We start from the raw sequence: 20,479 nt of genomic DNA on the forward strand, positions 1-20,479 counted from the left end.
AAGTCCGTTTACCCATGACGTGTATCGTCATGATCGTGAGCTACAGCATTACAGCCCGGTATCCGGGGGCGTTATCCGTGCCAGCATCACCGTGTATTCTTCGGCGGCAATCTGACGGAATTTCATTTTGGTCACGGCTTGGCTCTGGTCCTGATCTTCACCGGGGAAGAGCCGGGCGGCGGCGTTCTGGATGATCACTTGCGGTGCTTCGATCCGCGGAAACGGCCCCGGCGGCGCCGCCGGGTTATCGAGTGCCTGCACCAACAGGTAAACCGGAACGACATCGGCAAGCCCCACCACCAGCAGCCGGGCCGCGTTTTCGCCCAGATGTCGCCGCACGATGGCCTGGGAACCCAGGCGCAAGGTGAACCTGAAAGGGAACCCGGTGCGAATTGAAAGCAGGACCGGATCTGCCGTGGCCACTTGCTCGATCGAGTTGATCCCCTCTGATTCCAGGGTCGCCACCACCGGCAGTGTCACGCCTTCCAGCACCAGCAATTTGTCTGAACTCCCGTCGTCCTTGTCCTGCTGGGTGAGTTGAGGAAACCCCAGCCTGCGCACGACTTTCATCAGTGGATCGATGGGCAGGGTGCCCAGGGCGAAGGCCATGGCAATGTGTGTCCCGCTGTCCGCTATATCGACATTGGCGATGACCAATGCCAGGGGGATGGCGAGAAACAGGCGCAGGGAGTACCAATACACATCGGAGATGTTCAGCGATTTTCGGCGGATGCTGAGGACCGAATCGCTCACGACAAACATGAAGGCCCCCGCCAGCGAACTCACCAGCAAACGGCTGTCGATTTTATAGGTGCACGCCAATTGAAAGGTGTTATCGCAGTTCTGGACCAAGTAATTAGAGGCGACCAACGCGGCCGCTGCGTAAGTCACTGAGAGCAGAACAATGAACGGCACGACAAACGGCACCAGGCCGTACTGTTCATGGTAGATCCGCGCAAACAAGCGCTCGCACAGCAGCGGGTTTCTTTCCGAGCAGGACCTCCAGTCATCCGCTGGATTACCCGGACTGATCAGCTTTTCATCTTCAAGCGAATGGATCAGGCTGGTCGACCAGAAGCGTTGCAGGTAGGCCACCAGGGCGGCGCCTTTCAAACTGTTTTGGAATTCGCTGTAGCGGGTAAACCAGCCAAGGCTCAGAAACATGATGAGCGGGGCGCCAGACAACACCGTCGTGAACGCGGCCAATACGATGATAAACAGCAGGATGGGGTGTTCGAATCGCGCCACTTCCAGCATGTAGACCCAGCCGGCCAGATTGACGAACAACAAAATTGCCGTCAGGAGCAGGGCGCGTTGCAGCGGCTGCAAGTGGGTTTCCTTGAACAGATAAGTCCGGCGTCTACTGCCTGTAGATCCATCCATGGCCTTACTCCTCGGTGGGTTCCGAAAGTAAATCCCGGCTACGACTGACTGGCGGGCACTTCAGCTATTAACACTAGCAACGCCTACGAGTTCGTGCAGGAAACCTTTAAAAGCGGTTTAGCGTTAGTCCTGCGGGGCGGGAGGTACTTATCGTCCAGGCCAATGGCTCGGTTGTCGACCATCGTTTGAAACTCAACACTTGGGGGAGAAGTGTAGGCGAGCGTCTGGATTTGTCGTGAAGTCGCATTGATTACAAGCGCTCAATCCCGGGTAAGGCATTTTGCTGGCCCCGGACCTCGAAATTAGTCGCCAGAATCGCTGCACTTTCAGGTGGTTAGGTGGAATTCAATTGCGCAATGTATTGATCTCGTTTGCCCTGGCGAGCGTTGCAATCCCGGTCGAGGCCAAAGAGCTGATGGCCAATGATCGGTATATGTGTAGCTGGGGTGCGGGGACGGCGGCGAGGGCTCAGGAACTCAAGTTGTCGGGTGTTTCTCTGTATGCCGCGCGACAGAAAATCCAGGCTTATTCGTTTACCAAGTCGTGGATGCGAATGCTGGCCATGGGCATCACCGAGCAAACGTATGACAGCAAGTCGCATTTCAAGCCTGAGGCGATCCGCAAGAGCTTCTATGAAGACTGCGTGAAGTATAAGTTGGCGCGCAAATGAGGCGGTTTCAGAGCCGTTCAACCCGCTAGCTGAACCAATGCTGTCGGCTTTCGAAGTTTCATTATGTTTCAGGTATGCCGGCGGCTTAGGATGATGGCTTCAGGTTGTGTATGGCCATGCTTGCAGCCAAAGGGAACGGAAAAATGAAATCGAATCTCTTCAAAGTCGTGTTGATCGCCGGTGCTTTGCTACTGAGTGCGTGTTCCGGTTCCGGTATGAGCACTAGCACTTGCTTCTCGGATGGCTGCCAGCAATTTGATGGCCGCAACGCTAACAAGCTGAATTTTGGCGGCAGCGCCATTGGCAACAACTTCAATGAGTACAGTTCCGGGTTGCTGCACGACTAATTGAAAGAGGCGGGGCAGGTCGCAGAAAGTGCCTGCCCGGGTCATGAAAAAGCCCGCGCAAGGCGGGCTTTGAAAGTTGAGTAGGTGGCCGGTGCTGGTCTCCGGCTTACGAGATTTATCAGGCCTCTCACAGAAAAGTTTTGTGCTTTCCTGCCTCACACGGCATAAGGGCTGGATCTCAGCGCGGAGATCTTTCTAACCGTGTACCCTTCGGAGCGCGCCCCACGCGTCCTCGCTATCCTCTTGCGCATCAGTCTGCGTCTTCACCTACAACATTGAGCATAGCAAAGGGTTTAAATCCCTGGCCGGGCCTTTTTAGACCGATTGTTTTCTAGGCGAAGCGTTGCAGGACGGAACGGTGCTATTGCCAGCCCGGCAATATAGGGCTTCGGTACAAACGCCTGCCATGCTGAAATAGCACCCCGTTTCTGTCAGCCACACCGGAGCCGTTACATGAAGCAAGCCGCAGTACTGACGTTCGCCTTATTGCTCACCTCTGGACTGCTCAGCACCCAGGCAGTCGCGGCCGGCGATGCCGAAGCGGGCGGCAAACTGTTCAGCAAAACCTGCGGCGGCTGCCACCAGGTCGGCGAATCCGCACGGGGCGGTTTTGGGCCGCAGCTCAATGGCATCATCGGACGCACGGCCGGCAGTACGACGGATTACCAATACTCCGATGCGATGAAAAACTCTGGCGTGGTCTGGACCCGAGAAAAACTCGCCGCGTACATCGAAAACCCCAAAGGTGTGGTGTCCGGAACCCGGATGATTTTCTGGGGCATTAGCGATCCGGAAAAGATCGAAAACCTGTTGGCTTACCTTCAGACCTTTCAGCCGCAGTGATCTGAACGCTAGCGAAACCGCGCCGGGATCGCCTCTGCAAACGGATAGTGTAAAAAATACGGCTTGGCTTCGTCGATGGCCCGCTGCACTGAGGGCCGATTCATCAGCCTTTCAAAATAGGCGCGCAAGTGGCTGGCGTCGTCGGGAAACTCCACGAGCGTGCTGGCATAAAACAACGCCGGGACCGCCGCGCAGTCGGCCATGCTGAACTCCGCGCTGGCCACCCAGATTCTGGACGCCATCTGGTGCTCGATCATGCGGTACGCCGTCGCCAGCAGGGCGCGTTCTTTGGTCAAATCGCCATGAGTGGCGAACAGGCGATCCGCCACGATCCGCTGCATCGGCGCCTGCACATAATGGTCGAAAAACCGATCCCACAAACGCACCTCCAGCGCGCTCTCCCAATCGGCTGGAACCAGTGGATGTTGCCCCGGATAAAACCGGTCCAGGTACTCGATGATGATCGTGCTCTCCGGCACACTGCGCTGGCGGGCGTGATCGCGGATGACCGGGAATTTGCCGATCGGCCACAGGGCTTGAAGCTCGGCTCTGTCGACCTCGTTCCCCAGATTGATGATCCTTTTCTCGAACTCGCTGCCGTTTTCGTAAAGTGCAATCAGCACTTTGTGGCAGAACGACGAGAGCGGATGGTAGTAAAGCGTCAGCGGCATCTTTCAGTTCCTCGGTGAAAGGGGGAGCGCACGACTTGCAAACAGCAAACCCTTTTGAGTATCGATCATGCGCCAGGTAACTGGATTTCTTTCGACCCAACGGTCGTTAATTGCCTGGAGGAACGTCGTCTGTCAGCTTTACTCAAGGGTCGGCAATCATCACCAAGAGGTGGCAAGCATGAAGAAGGACACGAGCGGCGCAAGCGAAGCGGCGGCGGGTGAGGCTGCTTCTTCGCTGATCGACGAGCGAATCAGGGAACTGGGTGATTGGCGGGGTGACACGCTGGCGCAGATCCGCGCGATCATTCACAAGGCCGACCCCGAAGTGGTCGAAGAAGTGAAGTGGCGGGGCGTCCCGGTGTGGTCCCACGCGGGCATCCTGTGCACCGGTGAAACCTACAAGGCAGCGGTGAAAATGACCTTCGCCAAGGGCGCTGCGCTGGAGGACCCTTCAGGCCTGTTCAACTCCAGCCTGGAAGGCAATACCCGGCGTGCCATCGATATTCATGAGGGCGAAAAGATTAATGAAAGTGCGTTGAAGGCGCTCATTCGTGCCGCCGTGACGCTTAACACCACGAAGCGGGCTAAATGAACGCCACCCTCACGGCGCGATGAAGTCGCGTATCGCCCGAATGGTCTGGGCAGGCGCTTCTTCCATCAGCCAATGGCCGGCCCCCGGCACCACGACTTCCGTGACCGTGTCTGCGGCATTGCGCATCACGATAGCTTCGTTGTTGCCGAAGGACTTTTCACCGCCGACGGCCAATACCGGCATCGTCAGTCGCGTCTTCATCGACGCCTCATTGTCCACGGCATCCTGACGAATGCTGCGGAACTGCGCGAACGCCGCACGCATGGCGCCGGGCCGGGCGTAGAGCTTGGCGTAATGCTGGCGGGTGGCTTCATCCACTTTGCCGGGATCACCCGCGAACTCATTCCAGAAACGATCCAGGTAAATACGCTCACGACCGGCGACCAGACGTTCGGCATCCGGCCCGCCAAAGTCGAAATGCCAAAGCATCGGTGAGCGGACAATCTCGTTCCAGGGAGGGATGCCCGGCACCGGCGCGTCCATCACCACCAGACGATCGGTTCGCTGCGGGTAACGCGCGGCGTAGGCGAAGGCGACCATGGTGCCAATGTCGTGGCCGATCACCACCGAATGCTCAATACCCAATGCGGCCAACACCCCACAGATATCGCCGGCCTGGGTCTTCTTGTCGTAGCCGCTGTCCGGGATCGACGACAAGCCCATGCCGCGCAAGTCCGGCACCACGACGGTGTGGTCCTTGGCGAGGTCGGCGGCCAGTGGCGCCCACATGTCACCGGTGTCACCGAAGCCATGCAACAGCACCACGGCTGGGCCCTTGCCACCGACGCGCACATGCATCGTGACGCCTTCTACGGAGATGTCCTGAGTTTTGAAGGCGGCGGGGAAGGGCGTCACCTCGGCCTGTGCCGGCAGACTTAGGGCGAACAGCATAAAAGCGGTCGACAAGGCGCGGATCATGACGGTGTCTCCGGAGGGGCAGGAAAAGGTGCCGATCCGATGAGCGTAGACGGTTCGATTGTGAGCAATCGTCCCTCTTGAGGTAGCCAGAAAACCTACTCAATAACCAACCTGAATAAAAATTAATTTTGCGGGGAACAGGGTGAACGGTCGAGCGCTACAGAATGAGTTCAACCCCACCAACAGTGTGTCGGTTAAATAATCGAGGTTTAACAGGCTATGAACCGCCCATCTCCCACGACAGCAAACTACAGCATTGCGTTGGTTAACTATAAAACACTTGAACTGACTAAAACCTGTCTCGCGTTTTTGCAGGAGGCGTTGCGAGGGACGGGGGTTCCTGTGATTGTGGTTGATAACAACTCCAACGATGCGAGCAGCGATTACCTGCGAACACTGGACTGGATTCAACTGATCGAACGGAAAAGCGCATACCCTGAGGCGGGAAATATTGCCCATGGCCGGGCACTGGATCTCGCTTTGGAACATGTTGAAACCGACTATCTGTTTCTGTTGCACACCGATACGTTTATTTACGACCCGGCGGTGTTCGCCATGATGATCGGTCAGTGCACTGGCCCGCACAAAGTTGCTGCTGTGGGATGCCTGGAACAATTGGATCGAGGCATCGCTCGTTCAACTTGGCGGATGATTTCACGGTTTTTCAAGCACTACACTCGACGGAGTCTGTTAGCGCTGGGCTTCAAGTCAAGAGCACCGAAACCGTATAGAGAAACGCACCTGAAGAGCTTTTGTACGCTATGGAACGCGGCGCTTATCAAGAAATGCGGGTTTCACTTTCAAATGGATGATCGTAATCCAGGTTATGAGTTGCAAGATAGAATGGTTGCGCGGGGCTATCAGGTGGGTTTTATATCGCCGCGAAAGATGTTTAGTTATCTGGATCATATTCAAAGTGGCACCGTTTCAGCGATGGGCGGATATTCGCGCAATCACCGAAGGGTCAAGATGTATGAGCAGATCACCCGAGAGAGGACATTGAAGGCTTGCTAGTTTGATAGCGCCAGCCCCACCTTGCCATCGGCCAGGCGCCGATTTGCCCTCGGCAAGATTGGCCTCGAACAGGGCGAGGGTGACTTCCGGATGGCGCCGACGAAAACCACTCAGCAGTCGCGCGCGTAATACGATCCCAGGTCCTGGAAGCAGATCAGGCTCAGTGACCCGCGCACCACCTGTTGCTGCTCGCCCTTGCCACTAATGGCCGTGGCCAGGTTGAGCATGTCGCGCGCCTGTTCGAGCATTTTGCGCCCCGCTGGGTCAATTCCAGGCCTCGGATGACCTGGCGATGAAAGAGCTTTTCACCCGGGCTCGCCTCCAATTGTGATAACGCCAGCGATACCGACGGCTGGGAAATGTGCTTGGTGCGCGGCGCAACACTGACACTGCCCTGCTCGGCGGCGATGAAATACTCCAACTGGCGGAAGGTGAAGCCGATCATCGCAATGCCCCTTCTCGGATGCTTGAACCAACAGCTGCGCCGCTACCCCGCCAGAGCCGGGTTCAACGCCGCTGGCGTACGCCAGGGTATATCGGCCCAGGCACCGCTGCCGGGCGCCAGCAACTGGCGCAGATGCTGCTCGTGGAACGCTTCGCCCAGAGAGTCGACGCGAAACGCCGCAACCCACTGCTCGCGCCCCAGCTTGTAGGCTTTGCCGAAATCTTCCCAACTGTCGAAACAGTCCTGCGCCCGCTGCGCATTGAGCAGCAGCACACGCCAGGCGAGATCGGGCTCGAGCCAACGCATCAGCAGCGCACAACGGACCAGAAACGCCACCCGCGCGCAGGCAAAGGCCATGGCCGCACGCGGCTCATCGCCGGCCGTCAGCGCCTGCAGGTCGAGGCTGTACCATTGCTGTTCGAGGGTCGCACTGAAGTGCGCCCGCACCGCCTCGTCATTGCAATTGCTGCGTATCCCGGCCTGGTGCAGCAACGCTGCCCGCAGGATCTTCTGCGCTTGCTCGGTGAAGTGATCGCACGCCGGCGAGTAGAAGCCCTCGATTTCCATCGTATCGGCCATGGGCCTGGCCAGCAACAGCGACCAGTGCTTACGCTGGCTGAACAACGGCGCGGCGCGTGGCCGGAATGCTCGCCACAACAACCAGGTTGAAACAACAACGGCGATAAACAAAAACATGTTGTTCTCCTTACCTTGCCCGGGCCTGCCAGGCCTGGATTTCCTCGACCTGGGGCGAGGTCATGTCAGGCCACGGCACGCCTTCGGTGAGGTACAGCGGATCATTGGGCTGACGCTCAAGGCGCTTGCTGAAGATATGCCGGGTGGCGTACTTGACCGACACCGCCTGCGGGGCAACCTGCAAGAACTGCTGCGGCTGACGCCCGGCCACCAGCCATTCGACCATGGCCGAAGGCGCATCGAGGCGCTCGTACAGTTGCGGATAACGGGCCACCAGGCGAGTCTGGGCGGTCGGGTCGCTGACCTCTTCGATACGCAGCCAGCCGACTTCGGTGCGCGCGATGCCGATGGCGATGCAGTCGGCGGGCGTCTGCTGGTCGGTGCCCAGGGCATTCAGGCACTGCAGCAGGTCCTGGTAATAGCGCTCGACCGGCGGCCGGTTCTGCTTGCCCTTGACCTGCTCGACGGTCAAGGTGCCGTCGGCCTGGACGATCAGGCTGATGGTGATGTGTGGCTGGCCCTGGCCGTCGCGAAAGCTGAACACGCGCATGCGCCGCTGCTCCACCGCTTCGGCATAGCGCTCGCCGTAGCCGCCGGTCAAGGCGCGTCGATCGGCGAACTGGCCCAGGCAGTGGCGCATCACGTAGCTTTCAAAGGCCATTTCCGCGCGCAGCAAAGAACTCTCGGGGCGCAGCTCCAGCAATACGTGCTCAGCTGTGGTCACCCGCGTGAGCAAGGCCTCGGGCTGGCTCACGCGCCAGCCCTGCTCGACCCGCGCAGCCATCTGCGCGTGTTCCTTTTGCCACAGCGCCAACGCCTGCGGGCAGTTGATACGGTCGAGCTTGCCGGCCAGCGCCGTGCCCTGACGCGAGGTCAGGAACTCCACCAGCAAGGCCTCCTGGGCCAGCAGTGGCGCCTGCTGCGGATCGACCCAGACCAGCGGCGCAAGCGCCTGCTGCGAATCTTTACCGGCGTCGCTTAAATGCCTGGCCACCCATGACGACGGCTCGGTTCCCAGTGCCTCGGCAGCTTGCTCCAGGGTCAGGATCCGCCGCGCAGGCTGGAAGTTACCGACCAGATGACGGTAGAAATGGTTGAGCAACCATTTGCCCACCTCTGGCGCATCACCACGGGCCTTGCTGCGCTCGGCAATGCCGCGTTTGAGTTCACTGGCATTGAGCGCATTGCGAGGGGCGTAACCGGACGGTTGCAGCTCCGGTGTCACTTCCATATTTGCCACCAGGCCTTGCCGGCCGGTTTTTCCGAAGCCTGCAGCTCGGCGATGCTCTGGCGGAAGATTTCATTGTTGCCCTGGTCAACGTCGTTGTTCGGATCACTGCGCAGGATGGCGCGCTGGTAATAGGCCAGGGCCTCTTCCTTGCGCCCGAGGCCCTTGAGCACATCGCCGGCGCAGCCCAGCAGGGAGGGTTCGTCGCGTTCATTGATGTGCGGCGCGTAACGCAGCCACAGGCTGGTGGCCGCCTCCGGCAGGCTGTACGACAGGTACATGGCAACTTTCGTCCGTGCGAACAGTGGCGAGTACTCCAGCTCCTTGTCGCTGATTCCGCGCTCTTCCTGCCATTTGAGAATACGCTCCAGCCAGATCAGAATCTCGCGTTCGCGGTCCAGGCGGTACAGGGCGCGGGTGACGTCCTGCAGGTATTCTTCCGGGTCGTGGCGGCTGTAGCCACAGTCGGCTGCGTAGTGCCAGAGCTGTTCGGCGGCTTCGGTGATGCCCGGGTTATCCTTCAGCAGAATGCGGTTGTGGAGGATGCCCTGATAATGTTCTGCGAACGAGCTGGCGGCGATGCCGCGGGTATGCAGCTCAAGGGCCTGGTCATACATGCGTTCGTCGTTGTAGCAGCGGTAGTTGATCGCCAGGTTGTTGCACAGCATCGAGTACAGGTGCGCGCAGGCATCGAAGCGGTGCCCGCGGCCGCTGGCGAAGCATTGCTCCATACGGGCCTGGCCGTGTTCGTAGGCAACCTTTTGTACTTCGCGCAGCAGGGACCAGGCCTGATCTGCCTCCTCGCTCGAGAGCTTCTCGACGTGCGTTTCGACCAGGTCCTCGATGGCGTTCGCGAACTGGTAGTAGTACATGCCACTGGCCATTGGCGGCAAGGGTTGGCGCAGGGCATCGATAATGCCGAACACACTGGCATGGGCGCCGAACAGGCTGTAGGCGCTGCGGTTGTCCTGCATATCGCCGGCCGGGACGGCCTCGCGCAGCATCGTAAATTCGGTGTTGGCGTCGATGCGCCCGGCCTGGCGTTCACGCACTGCCATCAGGCGGGTGATCCACGGATGGTTCGGCGCGCGGCGCCGGGCTTCTGCAAGGGCCTGGGCGAAGACGTTGTCGATTTGCTCAAGGTCATGGCGCGCGGCATGCAGTGCATCGAGCAGCGGGCCCTGGGACGGCGTCGACTCGTCACGCCACGGCAGGCCGGAAATGAACCGCTCCAGCACCGCTTGATCGTCACAGGCACGCATCACGCACAACGGCCACCATGCGGACTGGTCCTCGGCATCGAGCAGGCGATCGTGTACCCAGTAGGCCGTGCCCGGCCACATTTCGCCGCGCATTTCATAGATTTCCATGAACGCACGTTGCCCGGCCTCGTCGATCTGACCGTTATCAAGCAGCCAGGGCAAATGGAAATCAACGAAGTTGTCACCGCCGCTGGATTCCAGGCTCAGGGTCGCCACTTCACAGATTTTCAATGCGCCGACCAGGTCGCCCTGGGCCTGCAGTGAACGGGCGGCCAGACGCGCCAGGCGCACTTCCCATTCCCGGCGCTGGGGCAGCGACAATTCGGCGATCAACTGCACCACAGGTTGCTCGAACATCGCTAGGCGCAACGGCACGATTTCGATCAGCGCATCGCCCAGCCACAGCCAGTCGTTACCGTCGACATCCTGATCTTCGCCGGCGGTGCGCAACGCGGCAATTGCCGCCAGCGCGGCTTCGCGAGCCTCTTCGTCACGTTCATGGGCGGCCAGCACCCGGGCCTGGCGCCGGTGTTGATCGGCATCGTCCCAGGCCCGCAGGGCGTGACGGCCGGGGTTGATCAGGGCCAGGGTGTGACGCACCTCGATGGCCTTGAGGGCGACGTCGAGGGTGGTGTGCTGCAGATCGTCGAAAATGCGGTAGCGCCGGTACTGCTCGATGTCGAACGGCAGCGGCTCGCTGGTCAAGTGCTGCAGGGTGTCGAGCGCCTGCAGCAGGCCCTGCTCGTCTTTGAAGTAGTTGCCCAGCCGCAATTGGTGGATCAGCAGGTTGACCTTGAGTTCGTTGCGCGCGTCGTCAGGCGTAGCCTCGATCAGTGCCTGGCCGTCGTCTGCCAGTACCGCTTTGGCCGCGTCAGCGTCACCGGCGTTGACCCACAGCACGTGCAGACGGTCGATCGACTCCAGCGAGGCCGCCTTGAGCGGTTGGGCGCGCAGCTGGCCCAGCAGGTAGTCGGCACCGTGTTCCTGATGCTCGACCTCAAGACGGTCCATGAATTGATCCAGCTGGATACCGGACAGCACGGTGCTGTTTTGCGTCATTGTGAACTCCATTTGCGAATGACTGTGCATCGCCCGATGCGTCCTGCGCAGCGCCCTTGAGTGGGGCAGCGGGTACCCGCGTACGTCTGCCTTGGACAGGCAACGATGACGAAAGGGATCGGGCAATACAACGAGGTGCCGCACGCTACCAGTTGGTGTTTGAAAAACCAAGAGCGTGCGGGGGGCGAAGTCAGTGATTAACGTGCAAACAGCGGATCGACACTGTGAATCTCCCCTGGATTGGTAGGCACCTTCGAATGGCTGCTTCTGGCCAGAAAGCGGACTCGTCTGTCGCGTCCATTGCCCCGGCAACCAGCCTTAGGCATCATTATTCACCCGCTACAAGGAAGAGCTCCCATGACAGCAACCACTCTGCATCTGATGTGCGGCAAGATCGCTTCGGGTAAATCGACGCTGGCCAAAGCGCTTGCCGACCAGCACGCGGCGATTCTTCTCAGCGAGGACCGATGGCTTTCGCAACTCTATCCGCAAGAGATTCATTCGGTGACCGATTACGTTCGATACGCACTGCGTGTACGTGAAGTATTGGGGCCGTTGGTCGTCGACATGCTGACGGCAGGTGTTTGTGTGGTCCTTGATTTCCCGGCAAACACGGTCGCGAATCGCGAGTGGCTGCGTACCTTGGCAGAGCGTGCTCAGGCGCAGCATTGCCTGCATTATCTGGATGTGGATGACGATACTTGCCGAGCCAGATTACGTGTACGGAACGCGACAGGCGATCACGATTTCGCAGCGACGGATGCCGAGTTTGATCTGATCACCAGCTACTTCAAAGTTCCTGAGGCGCAAGAGGGACTGGCTATCGTTGTTCATTCGTAGAACCGTTTTTGCACGCACCGCCGACGAAATCGAAGTGAACCCGGGGCGCTTTGAGGATTAGGTGGCGTGAAGGGTGGGAGTGGGGCGTATAACGCCCCAATCCCGCCCGTTCTATTACTTGCCAGTCGACAATGGCGGTGTGCGAGGAGGGACCAGGCGCTTCGTCCCCGTCGACTCATACGCTGAAGCCAACCGCAGCAACGTCGAATCGTCATACGCACGACCCGCAAAGGTCAGCCCGACCGGCATGCCGATGTTCGCCATGACACCCATCGGCACAGTCACCGTAGGTACACCGAGGTGGCGGATCGCGAGGTTGCCGTTGGCGACCCAGATGCCGTTGCTCCAGGCGATGTCCGCAGACGTCGGATTGACATCGCAATCCGCCGGGCCGACGTCGGCGACGGTCGGGAAGAGCACCGCGTCGAGGCCGAGCCTATCCATCCAGTGTTCAAGGTCGAGTCGACGGGTCTGTTCAAGCCCGCGGAGTCCGTCCGGCACGCTGCTGATCTGGTTCCACGGGGTGATGCCGCGCTCGGCCATCCGCACGTATTCGTCCATGCCGGCGGCGAGGTCGCCTTCACGGTTGGGGAGGGTGCCTGGGTCGTGCGGGAAGATCAGCGGTCCGTCCACGTCGACCAGACGATTGAGTTTCGGATCGCCGTTGGCCTGCAGGAAATCATCAAACGCCCAGGCCGTCAGGTCCCACAGTTCATGGTGCAGGAATTCCTTGGAAACGATGCCGCGATTGAACACTGTCGGCGCGCCAGGACGATCGCCTTCGCAATTGGAGACCAGCGGGAAGTCGACTTCAATCACTTCGGCGCCCGCAGCTTCGAGAGCCTGGCGAGCCTGCTTCCAGAGCTCGATCACCGAAGCGCGGGTGTTGATCCGTTGTCCCGTCGGGCCACCGATGCCCGGCGCTTCAGACGTGCCCGCTTCGGGGTCCGCGTTGATGTACATGCGGGGAACGCCGAGGCGTTTTCCAGCGAGCGCATCGGACGTTACGGCAAGCTCAGCGTAGGAGGCCGGGCGCACCGAGGCGACGCTCGGAATCGGCACCCACGGTTGCATCCGCCACAAATCGCCCCGTGTGTCGGGATCCTCCGCGACCACTACGTCGAGCACTTCGAGCAGGTCAGCCATGGTTCTGGCAAACGGTACGACAACGTCCATGGTCGGCGTCAACGGCCAGTTGCCGCGCACCGAGATTACGCCGCGCGAAGGCGTGTAGGCACACAAGCCATTGTTCGAGGCCGGGCCGCGTCCGCTCGACCAAGTCTCTTCCGCCAAACCGAATGCCGCGAAACTCGCCGCGGTAGCGGTACCGGCGCCGTTCGATGAGCCGGAAGCGAAAGGCGCGGTCAGGTAGTGCGCGTTGTACGGGCTCTCGGCACGGCCATAGACCCCGCGTTGCATCCCGCCATTCGCCATCGGCGGCATGTTGGTCTTGCCCAGGCAAATCGCCCCGGCCGCGCGCAGGCGTTCGATGGTAAACGCATCGCGATACGCAATCAGGTTGGCGAAGGCGGGGCTGCCGGAAGCGGCGGTGAGCCCCTTCACCAGATAACTGTCCTTGGCCGTGTAGGGAATGCCATCGAGCGGACCGAGCGTTTCGCCTTTGGCCCGACGAGCATCGGACGCCTGCGCTTCGTTCAGCGCCTCGGGATTACGCACCACCAGCGCGTTGAGGGCGGTGGGTGTGTCGGGGCCGTCGTAGGCATCGATCCGGGCAAGATAGGCCTGCACCAGTTCAACCGCCGTGGTCTGGCCGGATTCGAGCGAGGCACGCAATTGCGCAATGGAAACTTCGGTGACCTCGATCATGCTGTTACCGCCGGCGGCTGACGGAGGACGCGGGGAATGCTGCTCTGAAAATGGGTGCTCATCTTGGCTCTCGTTGCACTGATTTCTTGGCAGGGTCTGGGCCTGCACACTTAGCGCTCTATTTAACACCAAGCCGGAATCGGTGTAACGGTTCGCCTGCCGGTTGTGTCGTCATGAAGACGCGGCAGGCGATGGCTTTCGCAGGTCGGATCAGCTGCCGTTGGTGTCTGGAAGCCTGGCAATCACCTTGATCTCAAAATCAAAGCCATACAGCCACGTGACGCCGACGCCCGTTAGTGTCGGGTGCGGCGCATTGCCCCAGAACTCAGGCACGATCTTCCAGATAGTTTCGAACTTCTCTGCGGGGTCGACAATGAAGACAGTAACGTCAATCACGTCATCGAAGGTGCAACCGGCCGCTTCCAGAATCGCGTTCAGGTTGTTGAAGGCGAGCCGGACCTGAGCCTCCAGGTCGGGTTCGGGCGAGCCATCTTCGGTGCTACCGACTTGTCCGGAGACGAACAAAAAGCCATTGGACTTAATCGCCGGCGAGTAGCGATTGCGCTCATAAAGTGCCTGGCGTCCAGGCGGAAAAACCACGTCACGCGGTGTCATACAGTGTCTCCATCAACGGGTCAGAACCGACCCGACATTAACGATGAAGCGACTTTAAGAGCCTGTGCATGGCCGATAAACGAGCAACTCTAGCTATCACTGTTTGCAAATCCCAAACAATCCAATCGTTATCCGGGGCAGCAATGGACCGTTTTGATGCGATGCAGGCCTTTGCCCGGGTGGTGGAAACCGGCAGTTTCACCAAGGCCGCTGACACCCTGCACATGAGCAAGACCAGCGTCACGCAACTGGTGCAGCAGCTGGAAGCACGGTTGCGCGTCAAGCTACTCAACCGCACGACACGCAAGGTCAACGTCACGGCGGATGGCGCGGTCTATTACGAACGCGTGGTCCGGCTGCTGGCCGACATGGACGATGCCGAGACCAGCCTGTCTAACGCCTCGACGCTGCCAAGAGGCCGTTTGCGTGTGGACGTGCCCAGCCCACTGGCGAGCATGATTCTGGTGCCGGCGTTGCCCGCGTTTCACGCGCGATACCCCGACATCCAGATCGACATGGGTGTTAGCGATCGCATCGTCGATATGATCGGCGAAAACGTGGATTGCGTTGTGCGTGGCGGCGAGCTGACGGATCAGTCGCTGATGGCCCGGCGGGTAGGGGACCTTCAGCTTGGCGTATTTGCGGCGCCGAGCTACCTGGAACGCCTCGGCACGCCGTCGCACCCGCAGGAGCTGGAAGATTCCGGGCATCGTATCGTCGGCTTCCTGTGGGCGCGCACCGGTAAAGCCTTGCCCTATGCAATGCGCCGCAGCGGCGAAAGTGTCCATATCAAAGGTCGCTACGTGCTGGCGGTCGATGATGGCAACGCCTACCTGGCGGCCGGCCTAGCTGGCATGGGCGTGCTTTGGATGCCGGACTACATGTCCAAGGCCCACGAAGCGCGCGGCGAACTGGTGCGCCTGTTCGAGGATTGGCGTCTTGATCCAATGCCGATCTACGTGGCGTTTCCGCCGAACCGGCATATCAGCATCAAGTTGCGAGTATTCATCGATTGGGTGGCGGAGTTGATGGCGCAGCATGCGCCGATCACCGGGCCGGCATGATTTGTCAGGCGATTTCGTTTTGAGGCGCGCTCATGTCCTTTTGGCGCTATCTACTGGCTTATTGGCGTTAGTCGGTCATCGGCCGGCGCGTTAGAGTGGTCGCAATGTTCCTGGCGCCCCGGATGACCCTACTGATGACCCGCCCTCGATTCTTACCTGACAACTTCACCCTGACCCTGGTCAGCGTGGTGATTCTCGCCAGCTTCCTGCCGGCCAGCGGCCAGGTCGCGGTCGGCTTTGGCTGGCTGACCAACTTCGCCATTGCCCTGCTGTTTTTTCTGCATGGCGCCAAGCTGTCGCGCGAATCGATCATCGCCGGCGCCGGCCACTGGCGCCTGCATTTGCTGGTGTTCAGCCTGACTTTTGTTCTGTTCCCGCTGCTGGGCCTGGCACTCAAACCTGTGCTGTCGCCGCTGGTCGGTAACGATCTGTACATGGGCATGCTTTACCTCTGCGCGCTGCCCGCCACCGTACAGTCGGCGATTGCCTTCACCTCTCTGGCGCGAGGCAACGTGCCGGCGGCGATTTGCAGTGCGGCGGCGTCCAGCCTGTTCGGGATCTTTCTCACGCCGTTGCTGGTGACGTTGCTGTTGAACGTACACGGCGAGGGCAGCTCGACCCTCGATGCGATTCTGAAAATCAGCGTGCAACTGTTGCTGCCGTTCGTTGCCGGGCAGATCGCTCGGCGCTGGGTCGGCAACTGGGTGGCGCGCAACAAGACCTGGCTGAAATTCGTTGATCAGGGCTCGATCCTGCTGGTGGTCTACGGTGCTTTCAGCGAGGCCGTGAACGAAGGTATCTGGCACCAAATCCCGCTCTGGGAACTGGCCGGGCTGGTGGTCGCTTGCTGTGTCGTACTCGCGCTGGTATTAATCGCGTCCACTGTGCTGAGTAAAGCCTTCGGCTTCAATCAGGAAGACCGCATCACCATCCTCTTCTGCGGCTCGAAGAAAAGCCTGGCAACCGGTGTGCCGATGGCCCAGGTGCTGTTCGCTGGCAGTACGTTGGGCGTGTTGATTCTGCCGTTGATGTTGTTTCACCAAATTCAATTGATGGTCTGTGCGGTGTTGGCGCAGCGCTATGCCAATCGCACGGAAACGGTGGCTGAAATGATGGGGCAGGTGGATCCTTGATCGCCGCGGACCTTCTCAGTGCCCGCAATCGCCTTTCCTCAGGTCTAAAAAGATGTTCAAAGTCAACACCGACATGGCGGTCTTATTAGTGTTGCTCACCTGTGCAAATCAGGCCTTGGGAGCGGACCTGGCGCCGCCCGACATCAACGTATTGGCATGGCCGCGCATGTCCTCAAGCGAGTTTGGTTGCTACATGGAGAAGACGCTCGGGCATCGGGACAAGCGCTTCAACTGCGCCTTGAAGGGCTACGAAAATCAAGGCGATCCGTGCAACAACCCCGATGCCTACGAAGAAGGCCCAGACTTTCCCGCAAGCCTGGCGGCCAGGATTCACCCGCTCGCGACGCAGGTGCAACTGAACTGGGAGCATGGGGAATTGCAACAGGTCACGATCATGCTCAAAGGAATACTGAACGAGGTCGAGGTGCGCAAGGCGTTTAAATTACCTGCTACCGAAGGCTATAAGTTATCCGAAACAGAGCGGCGGTCCCTGCCGGCAAACATCATGGACACCAATGTCCAGTTTGAAACGATCAATAGTTCGCTGGGCAAAGACCCTGCTGATTCGTCCCAAGGGCTTACTTCGGTCGTGCTGACCGGCTTCGATCATATGGGGGCGGGCGACGTCGACTGCAGCGCCGATGAGTGACGTCCAATGGATTTATGCCCATTACAGACCAAGTTGACCCAAAGTGAACAGTCGGGCTCGCCTACCGATACCTTTCTGATTGAATCGACACCTCATATCTAAAATTTCTGACTTTGACATGCGTTGTCGTACAACGTGGCTGGTCTGTAATTCCCTGTCGTCATCCCCCAATAAAATCAGCAAGCTGGCAGGGCCACGGCTAGCGGCCTCTGTACGCAGCAGGAATCTTGACGGACGCTCTTTGTCGAGACAGACGGCCATTTTTCAGATTGACAGCCGGGTAGGGAGCTAGCTATAAAAGGCGTAGTTGTACGACGACAGACGATAGATCGCCTGTTCACCCCTAAAAATAAAAAAGAGTGTCGGCCCTCATCATGAATTCAACTCGCTTACTCATCCCCCTGCATGCCGCGCCTAATGGTCCGATCCTGATTGCTTGCCTCTATACAGACTCAGGTCCATTACAGGCAACCGTCCCGCCACACGCCCGATAGCCCTTGCAACACGTTCAACTCCAGCCGAAAAGCATGGAGAACGTGCACCTGCACTCTCACATTGATGTCGAGAGATCATCACCCTAATCCAATAATAAAGTGATGCCATGAATCTGAACGAGCCCATCAATCCGCAACGCATAGGCCAGGCTGTAGGCAAATATCGCTGGACGATCTGCGCGTTGTTGTTCTTTGCTACCACCGTCAATTACCTGGATCGCCAGGTGCTCAGTCTGTTGGCGCCGGATCTGTCGACGCAATTTGGCTGGAGTAATACCGATTACGCCAACATCGCCTCGGTCTTTCAGTTTGTGTATGCGATTTCCATGCTATTCGCCGGCCGTGTGGTGGATAAGATCGGCACCAAGACCGCCTATGTAGTAGCGATTGGCATCTGGTCTACCGGCGCGATGATGCACGCGTTTTCGGTGCCGATGGGTGAGGGGATCGCCGCTGTGTGCAGCGCATTCGGCCTTGCCGTTATCCCGGTTTCGATCGCCGGCTTCATGCTGTCGCGCGCCGTACTGGCGATAGGCGAGGCGGGTAACTTCCCGATCGCGATCAAGGCCACAGCCGAATACTTCCCGAAGAAAGAGCGCTCCTTCGCCACAGGCATCTTCAACTCCGGAGCCAACGTGGGCGCGATCCTGGCGCCGATTTGCGTGCCGCTGATTGCCGGTCTATGGGGCTGGGAAGCAGCGTTCATCGTGATCGGTATGTTGGGCTTCGTTTGGGTGGCTGTATGGGTTGCGTTGTACCAAAAACCGGAGCAGCAAAAGCGCCTGTCAGCGCAGGAACTGGCCTACATCCGCAGCGATGAGACCGTACAGGTGGACGTCACCCCAGTGTCGGGCGACGTTGCGAAAAAAGTATCGTGGTTCAAGTTGCTGACCTACCGCCAGACTTGGGCCTTTGCCTTCGGCAAATTCATGACCGATGGCGTGTGGTGGTTCTTCCTGTTCTGGCTGCCGACCTATCTGTCGGCGCAATACGGCATGAAGGGTTCAGCCATCGTGATGCCGCTGGCCGTGTTGTACAGCATGACCATGGTGGGCAGCATCGGTGGTGGCTGGTTCCCCAGCTACTTCATGGCGCGCGGCGACAAGCCGTATGACGGGCGCATGAAAGCCATGTTGGTGATCGCGCTCTTCCCGCTGCTGGTGCTGTTGGCGCAACCATTGGGTTACATCAGTTTCTGGGTGCCGGTGCTGCTGATTGGCGTTGGCGCGTCGGCGCATCAGGCGTGGTCGTGCAATATTTTCACCACCGTGTCCGACATGTTCCCGCAAAAAACCGTGGCGTCCGTGGTCGGTATTGGCGGCATGGCAGGCGGCTTGGGCGGCGTGGTGATGACCAAAATCGGCGGCTGGGTGTTCGACTACTACAAATCGATTAACGATATTCATACCGGCTACATGATCATGTTTGCGATCTGTGCACTGGCCTACCTGGTGGCGTGGAGCGTGATGAAAATGCTGGTGCCGCAGCATAAGGAAATTACTGATTTGTAAACGGCTGGCGATGCGGTACGTCCGTTAGACGGATGCTGGATGTGTCGCCGTCATCGCGAACAAGCTCGCTCCCACATTGGCTCGGTGTCGTTCGCAAGTGTTGCGGCCGACACCGGCCCTTGTGGGAGCGAGCTTGCTCGCGATGGCGTCAGTGGGTGCACCGCTTAAACATGCTTCGCGGCGCATGTTTAAGGACACTCGGCGTTACGTCCTAAAGGCTACAACACCTTGCGTCATTACCTACGCGTACGCCAGAATCCGCCGGCTTGTGCGCTTTGCCCCCGGACTCTATCGTTTGCCTGCCACTGCCCATCAGTGGTCGGGTTTAGTCGCCCGGTGGTTATCGGTAAGGTGCATAAGCGCCATTCAGTCAGGTCATTCTATGTCTGTACTTGATGGTGGTTGTGCGCAGGGCGCCCTTGGGCGCGCCGGGCTTGCTGATTCCACCGGTCGACTAACCTGCGTACAGCCGCCACCCTCTTTTAGTCGAGAGCGGTAGTGGCCCCAACTCTGGAATCAGATCTATGTTCAAAGTCACATCCAATCCCCCCGACACCGATCCAGTACCCCACGATGCCTCCCTCGACCCCAAAAAGCTCAAAGAGGCAACCGACCGCGCACTCAACTTCTACCTCAACCCCGGGGCGCTGAAAGAGCCGATACCGCCCCGCAAGCCCGGCATCATCTTCCTCATCGACCCAGCGGTAGATGACGAAACGTTGCTCCTCCAAGCTTGCGATTCGTTAGAGTCAGCCAGCGACATGGCCGGTGATATCGCCGGTTTAATGGAAGGCCCGCAACGCAAAAAAATGCGGTTGCTACAACAGGTGATCATGATGGGTGAGTTAGCGGTCAATCGAGTACTGGATAACCACAAACCTGGGTAGTCGCCAGGCACGTTCGTGAGGAAGCTTGCTCCCTCACGACACTCATTTCTGATGGAACACCCTGTGGCGAGGGGGCTTGACCCCGTTGGGCTGCGCAGCAGCCCCAAATCGGCCATCGAGTTCTTTCTGAAAAACCGCGACAGCTTTATTGGGGCTCAATTGCAGCCCAGCGGGAGCAAGCTCCCTCGCCACATTTTTCAGTGATCAGCAAAAAAGGTGACAGCTTCATTTTCCAGGAAAATGGATCTGTCACCTTTTTACTGCAAGTAAGAGGAAAGGGCTTTTTATGCGGCTGGCGGTTAGCATGGCGTTTTATCAACGCCCATGTTCG

20 protein-coding genes and 1 pseudogene are annotated in these 20,479 nt (G+C 59.1%); 11 read left to right on the forward strand and 10 right to left on the reverse strand.

From position 1 onward, the window contains the following. Nucleotides 1–48: 48 nt before the first annotated feature. Entirely contained in the window at nt 49–1,383 is a 1,335-nt protein-coding gene (locus AC1MEW_RS15935) for a hypothetical protein (protein ID WP_480426956.1), read from the reverse strand. Nucleotides 1,384–1,732: 349 nt separating this feature from the next. On the opposite strand from AC1MEW_RS15935, the gene AC1MEW_RS15940 reads away from it, so the two are divergent. The 3 genes from AC1MEW_RS15940 (at nt 1,733) to AC1MEW_RS15950 (ending at nt 3,243) form a co-directional block, all read left to right on the forward strand. Beyond that, complete coding sequence (locus tag AC1MEW_RS15940) at nt 1,733–2,053, forward strand: hypothetical protein (protein ID WP_201257585.1); 321 nt, start codon at nt 1,733–1,735, stop codon at nt 2,051–2,053. Between the two features lie 143 nt (nt 2,054–2,196). After that, on the forward strand, nt 2,197–2,400 hold the full coding sequence (locus AC1MEW_RS15945) for a hypothetical protein (RefSeq protein WP_201197225.1): 204 nt from the start codon (nt 2,197–2,199) through the stop codon (nt 2,398–2,400). A 453-nt stretch (nt 2,401–2,853) separates the two neighbouring features. Then, complete coding sequence (locus AC1MEW_RS15950) at nt 2,854–3,243, forward strand: c-type cytochrome (protein WP_201257586.1); 390 nt, start codon at nt 2,854–2,856, stop codon at nt 3,241–3,243. 8 nt (nt 3,244–3,251) lie between these two features. Here the strand turns inward: AC1MEW_RS15950 and AC1MEW_RS15955 are convergent, their stop codons facing one another. After that, on the reverse strand, nt 3,252–3,914 hold the full coding sequence (locus AC1MEW_RS15955) for a glutathione S-transferase family protein (protein ID WP_480426959.1): 663 nt from the start codon (nt 3,912–3,914) through the stop codon (nt 3,252–3,254). A 178-nt stretch (nt 3,915–4,092) separates the two neighbouring features. On the opposite strand from AC1MEW_RS15955, the gene AC1MEW_RS15960 reads away from it, so the two are divergent. Beyond that, nucleotides 4,093–4,506 (forward strand): DUF1801 domain-containing protein, encoded by a 414-nt coding sequence (locus AC1MEW_RS15960; protein ID WP_201257630.1) that lies wholly within the window; start codon nt 4,093–4,095, stop codon nt 4,504–4,506. A gap of 9 nt (nt 4,507–4,515) precedes the next feature. Here the strand turns inward: AC1MEW_RS15960 and AC1MEW_RS15965 are convergent, their stop codons facing one another. Beyond that, nucleotides 4,516–5,424 (reverse strand): alpha/beta fold hydrolase, encoded by a 909-nt coding sequence (locus AC1MEW_RS15965; RefSeq protein WP_480426961.1) that lies wholly within the window; start codon nt 5,422–5,424, stop codon nt 4,516–4,518. 219 nt (nt 5,425–5,643) lie between these two features. Here AC1MEW_RS15965 and AC1MEW_RS15970 point away from each other — a divergent pair, with 219 nt between their 5' ends. Next, entirely contained in the window at nt 5,644–6,438 is a 795-nt protein-coding gene (locus AC1MEW_RS15970; protein ID WP_201257589.1) for a glycosyltransferase, read from the forward strand. Between the two features lie 110 nt (nt 6,439–6,548). Here AC1MEW_RS15970 and AC1MEW_RS15975 read toward each other — a convergent pair whose 3' ends face one another. The 5 genes and pseudogenes from AC1MEW_RS15975 to AC1MEW_RS15995 all read right to left on the reverse strand — a co-directional run bounded on the left by AC1MEW_RS15975 (nt 6,549) and on the right by AC1MEW_RS15995 (nt 11,128). Next, the gene (locus tag AC1MEW_RS15975; RefSeq protein ID WP_480427405.1) at nt 6,549–6,686 is read right to left on the reverse strand and encodes a hypothetical protein; all 138 of its coding nucleotides are present in this window, start codon (nt 6,684–6,686) and stop codon (nt 6,549–6,551) included. A 65-nt stretch (nt 6,687–6,751) separates the two neighbouring features. Beyond that, a pseudogene (locus AC1MEW_RS15980) lies at nt 6,752–6,883 on the reverse strand (helix-turn-helix domain-containing protein); the annotation flags it as partial. Nucleotides 6,884–6,925: 42 nt separating this feature from the next. Further along, nucleotides 6,926–7,579, reverse strand: coding sequence for a DUF1266 domain-containing protein (locus tag AC1MEW_RS15985; protein WP_480426963.1), 654 nt, complete (start codon nt 7,577–7,579; stop codon nt 6,926–6,928). Between the two features lie 10 nt (nt 7,580–7,589). Further along, nucleotides 7,590–8,810: a hypothetical protein gene (locus tag AC1MEW_RS15990; RefSeq protein ID WP_322268931.1), complete on the reverse strand. Its 1,221-nt coding sequence runs from the start codon at nt 8,808–8,810 to the stop codon at nt 7,590–7,592. Beyond that, the gene (locus tag AC1MEW_RS15995; RefSeq protein WP_480426966.1) at nt 8,801–11,128 is read right to left on the reverse strand and encodes a hypothetical protein; all 2,328 of its coding nucleotides are present in this window, start codon (nt 11,126–11,128) and stop codon (nt 8,801–8,803) included. Before AC1MEW_RS15995 ends, AC1MEW_RS15990 begins: the two co-directional genes overlap by 10 nt. Nucleotides 11,129–11,485: 357 nt before the next feature. Between AC1MEW_RS15995 and AC1MEW_RS16000 the strand changes: the two genes are divergently transcribed. Beyond that, nucleotides 11,486–11,968, forward strand: coding sequence for a P-loop nucleotide/nucleoside kinase family protein (locus AC1MEW_RS16000; protein WP_201257593.1), 483 nt, complete (start codon nt 11,486–11,488; stop codon nt 11,966–11,968). A gap of 114 nt (nt 11,969–12,082) precedes the next feature. On the opposite strand, the gene AC1MEW_RS16005 is transcribed toward AC1MEW_RS16000, so the two are convergent. Then, nucleotides 12,083–13,795, reverse strand: a complete 1,713-nt coding sequence (locus AC1MEW_RS16005; RefSeq protein WP_480426968.1) for an amidase — start codon at nt 13,793–13,795, stop codon at nt 12,083–12,085. A 210-nt stretch (nt 13,796–14,005) separates the two neighbouring features. Next, a complete protein-coding gene (locus AC1MEW_RS16010) occupies nt 14,006–14,410 on the reverse strand; it encodes a RidA family protein (RefSeq protein WP_322268929.1) in 405 nt (134 codons plus the stop codon). A 143-nt stretch (nt 14,411–14,553) separates the two neighbouring features. Between AC1MEW_RS16010 and AC1MEW_RS16015 the strand changes: the two genes are divergently transcribed. The 5 genes from AC1MEW_RS16015 to AC1MEW_RS16035 all read left to right on the forward strand — a co-directional run bounded on the left by AC1MEW_RS16015 (nt 14,554) and on the right by AC1MEW_RS16035 (nt 20,148). Next, complete coding sequence (locus AC1MEW_RS16015) at nt 14,554–15,474, forward strand: LysR family transcriptional regulator (RefSeq protein WP_322268928.1); 921 nt, start codon at nt 14,554–14,556, stop codon at nt 15,472–15,474. Nucleotides 15,475–15,608: 134 nt separating this feature from the next. Beyond that, a complete protein-coding gene (locus tag AC1MEW_RS16020) occupies nt 15,609–16,607 on the forward strand; it encodes a bile acid:sodium symporter family protein (RefSeq protein WP_201257631.1) in 999 nt (332 codons plus the stop codon). A 52-nt stretch (nt 16,608–16,659) separates the two neighbouring features. Further along, nucleotides 16,660–17,256, forward strand: coding sequence for a hypothetical protein (locus tag AC1MEW_RS16025; RefSeq protein WP_322268927.1), 597 nt, complete (start codon nt 16,660–16,662; stop codon nt 17,254–17,256). Between the two features lie 601 nt (nt 17,257–17,857). Next, the gene (locus AC1MEW_RS16030; RefSeq protein ID WP_322268922.1) at nt 17,858–19,261 is read left to right on the forward strand and encodes an MFS transporter; all 1,404 of its coding nucleotides are present in this window, start codon (nt 17,858–17,860) and stop codon (nt 19,259–19,261) included. A 524-nt stretch (nt 19,262–19,785) separates the two neighbouring features. Then, the gene (locus tag AC1MEW_RS16035) at nt 19,786–20,148 is read left to right on the forward strand and encodes a DUF6124 family protein (protein ID WP_480426971.1); all 363 of its coding nucleotides are present in this window, start codon (nt 19,786–19,788) and stop codon (nt 20,146–20,148) included. Nucleotides 20,149–20,479: the final 331 nt, after the last annotated feature.

This window comes from Pseudomonas sp. ASL4 (assembly GCF_056680395.1).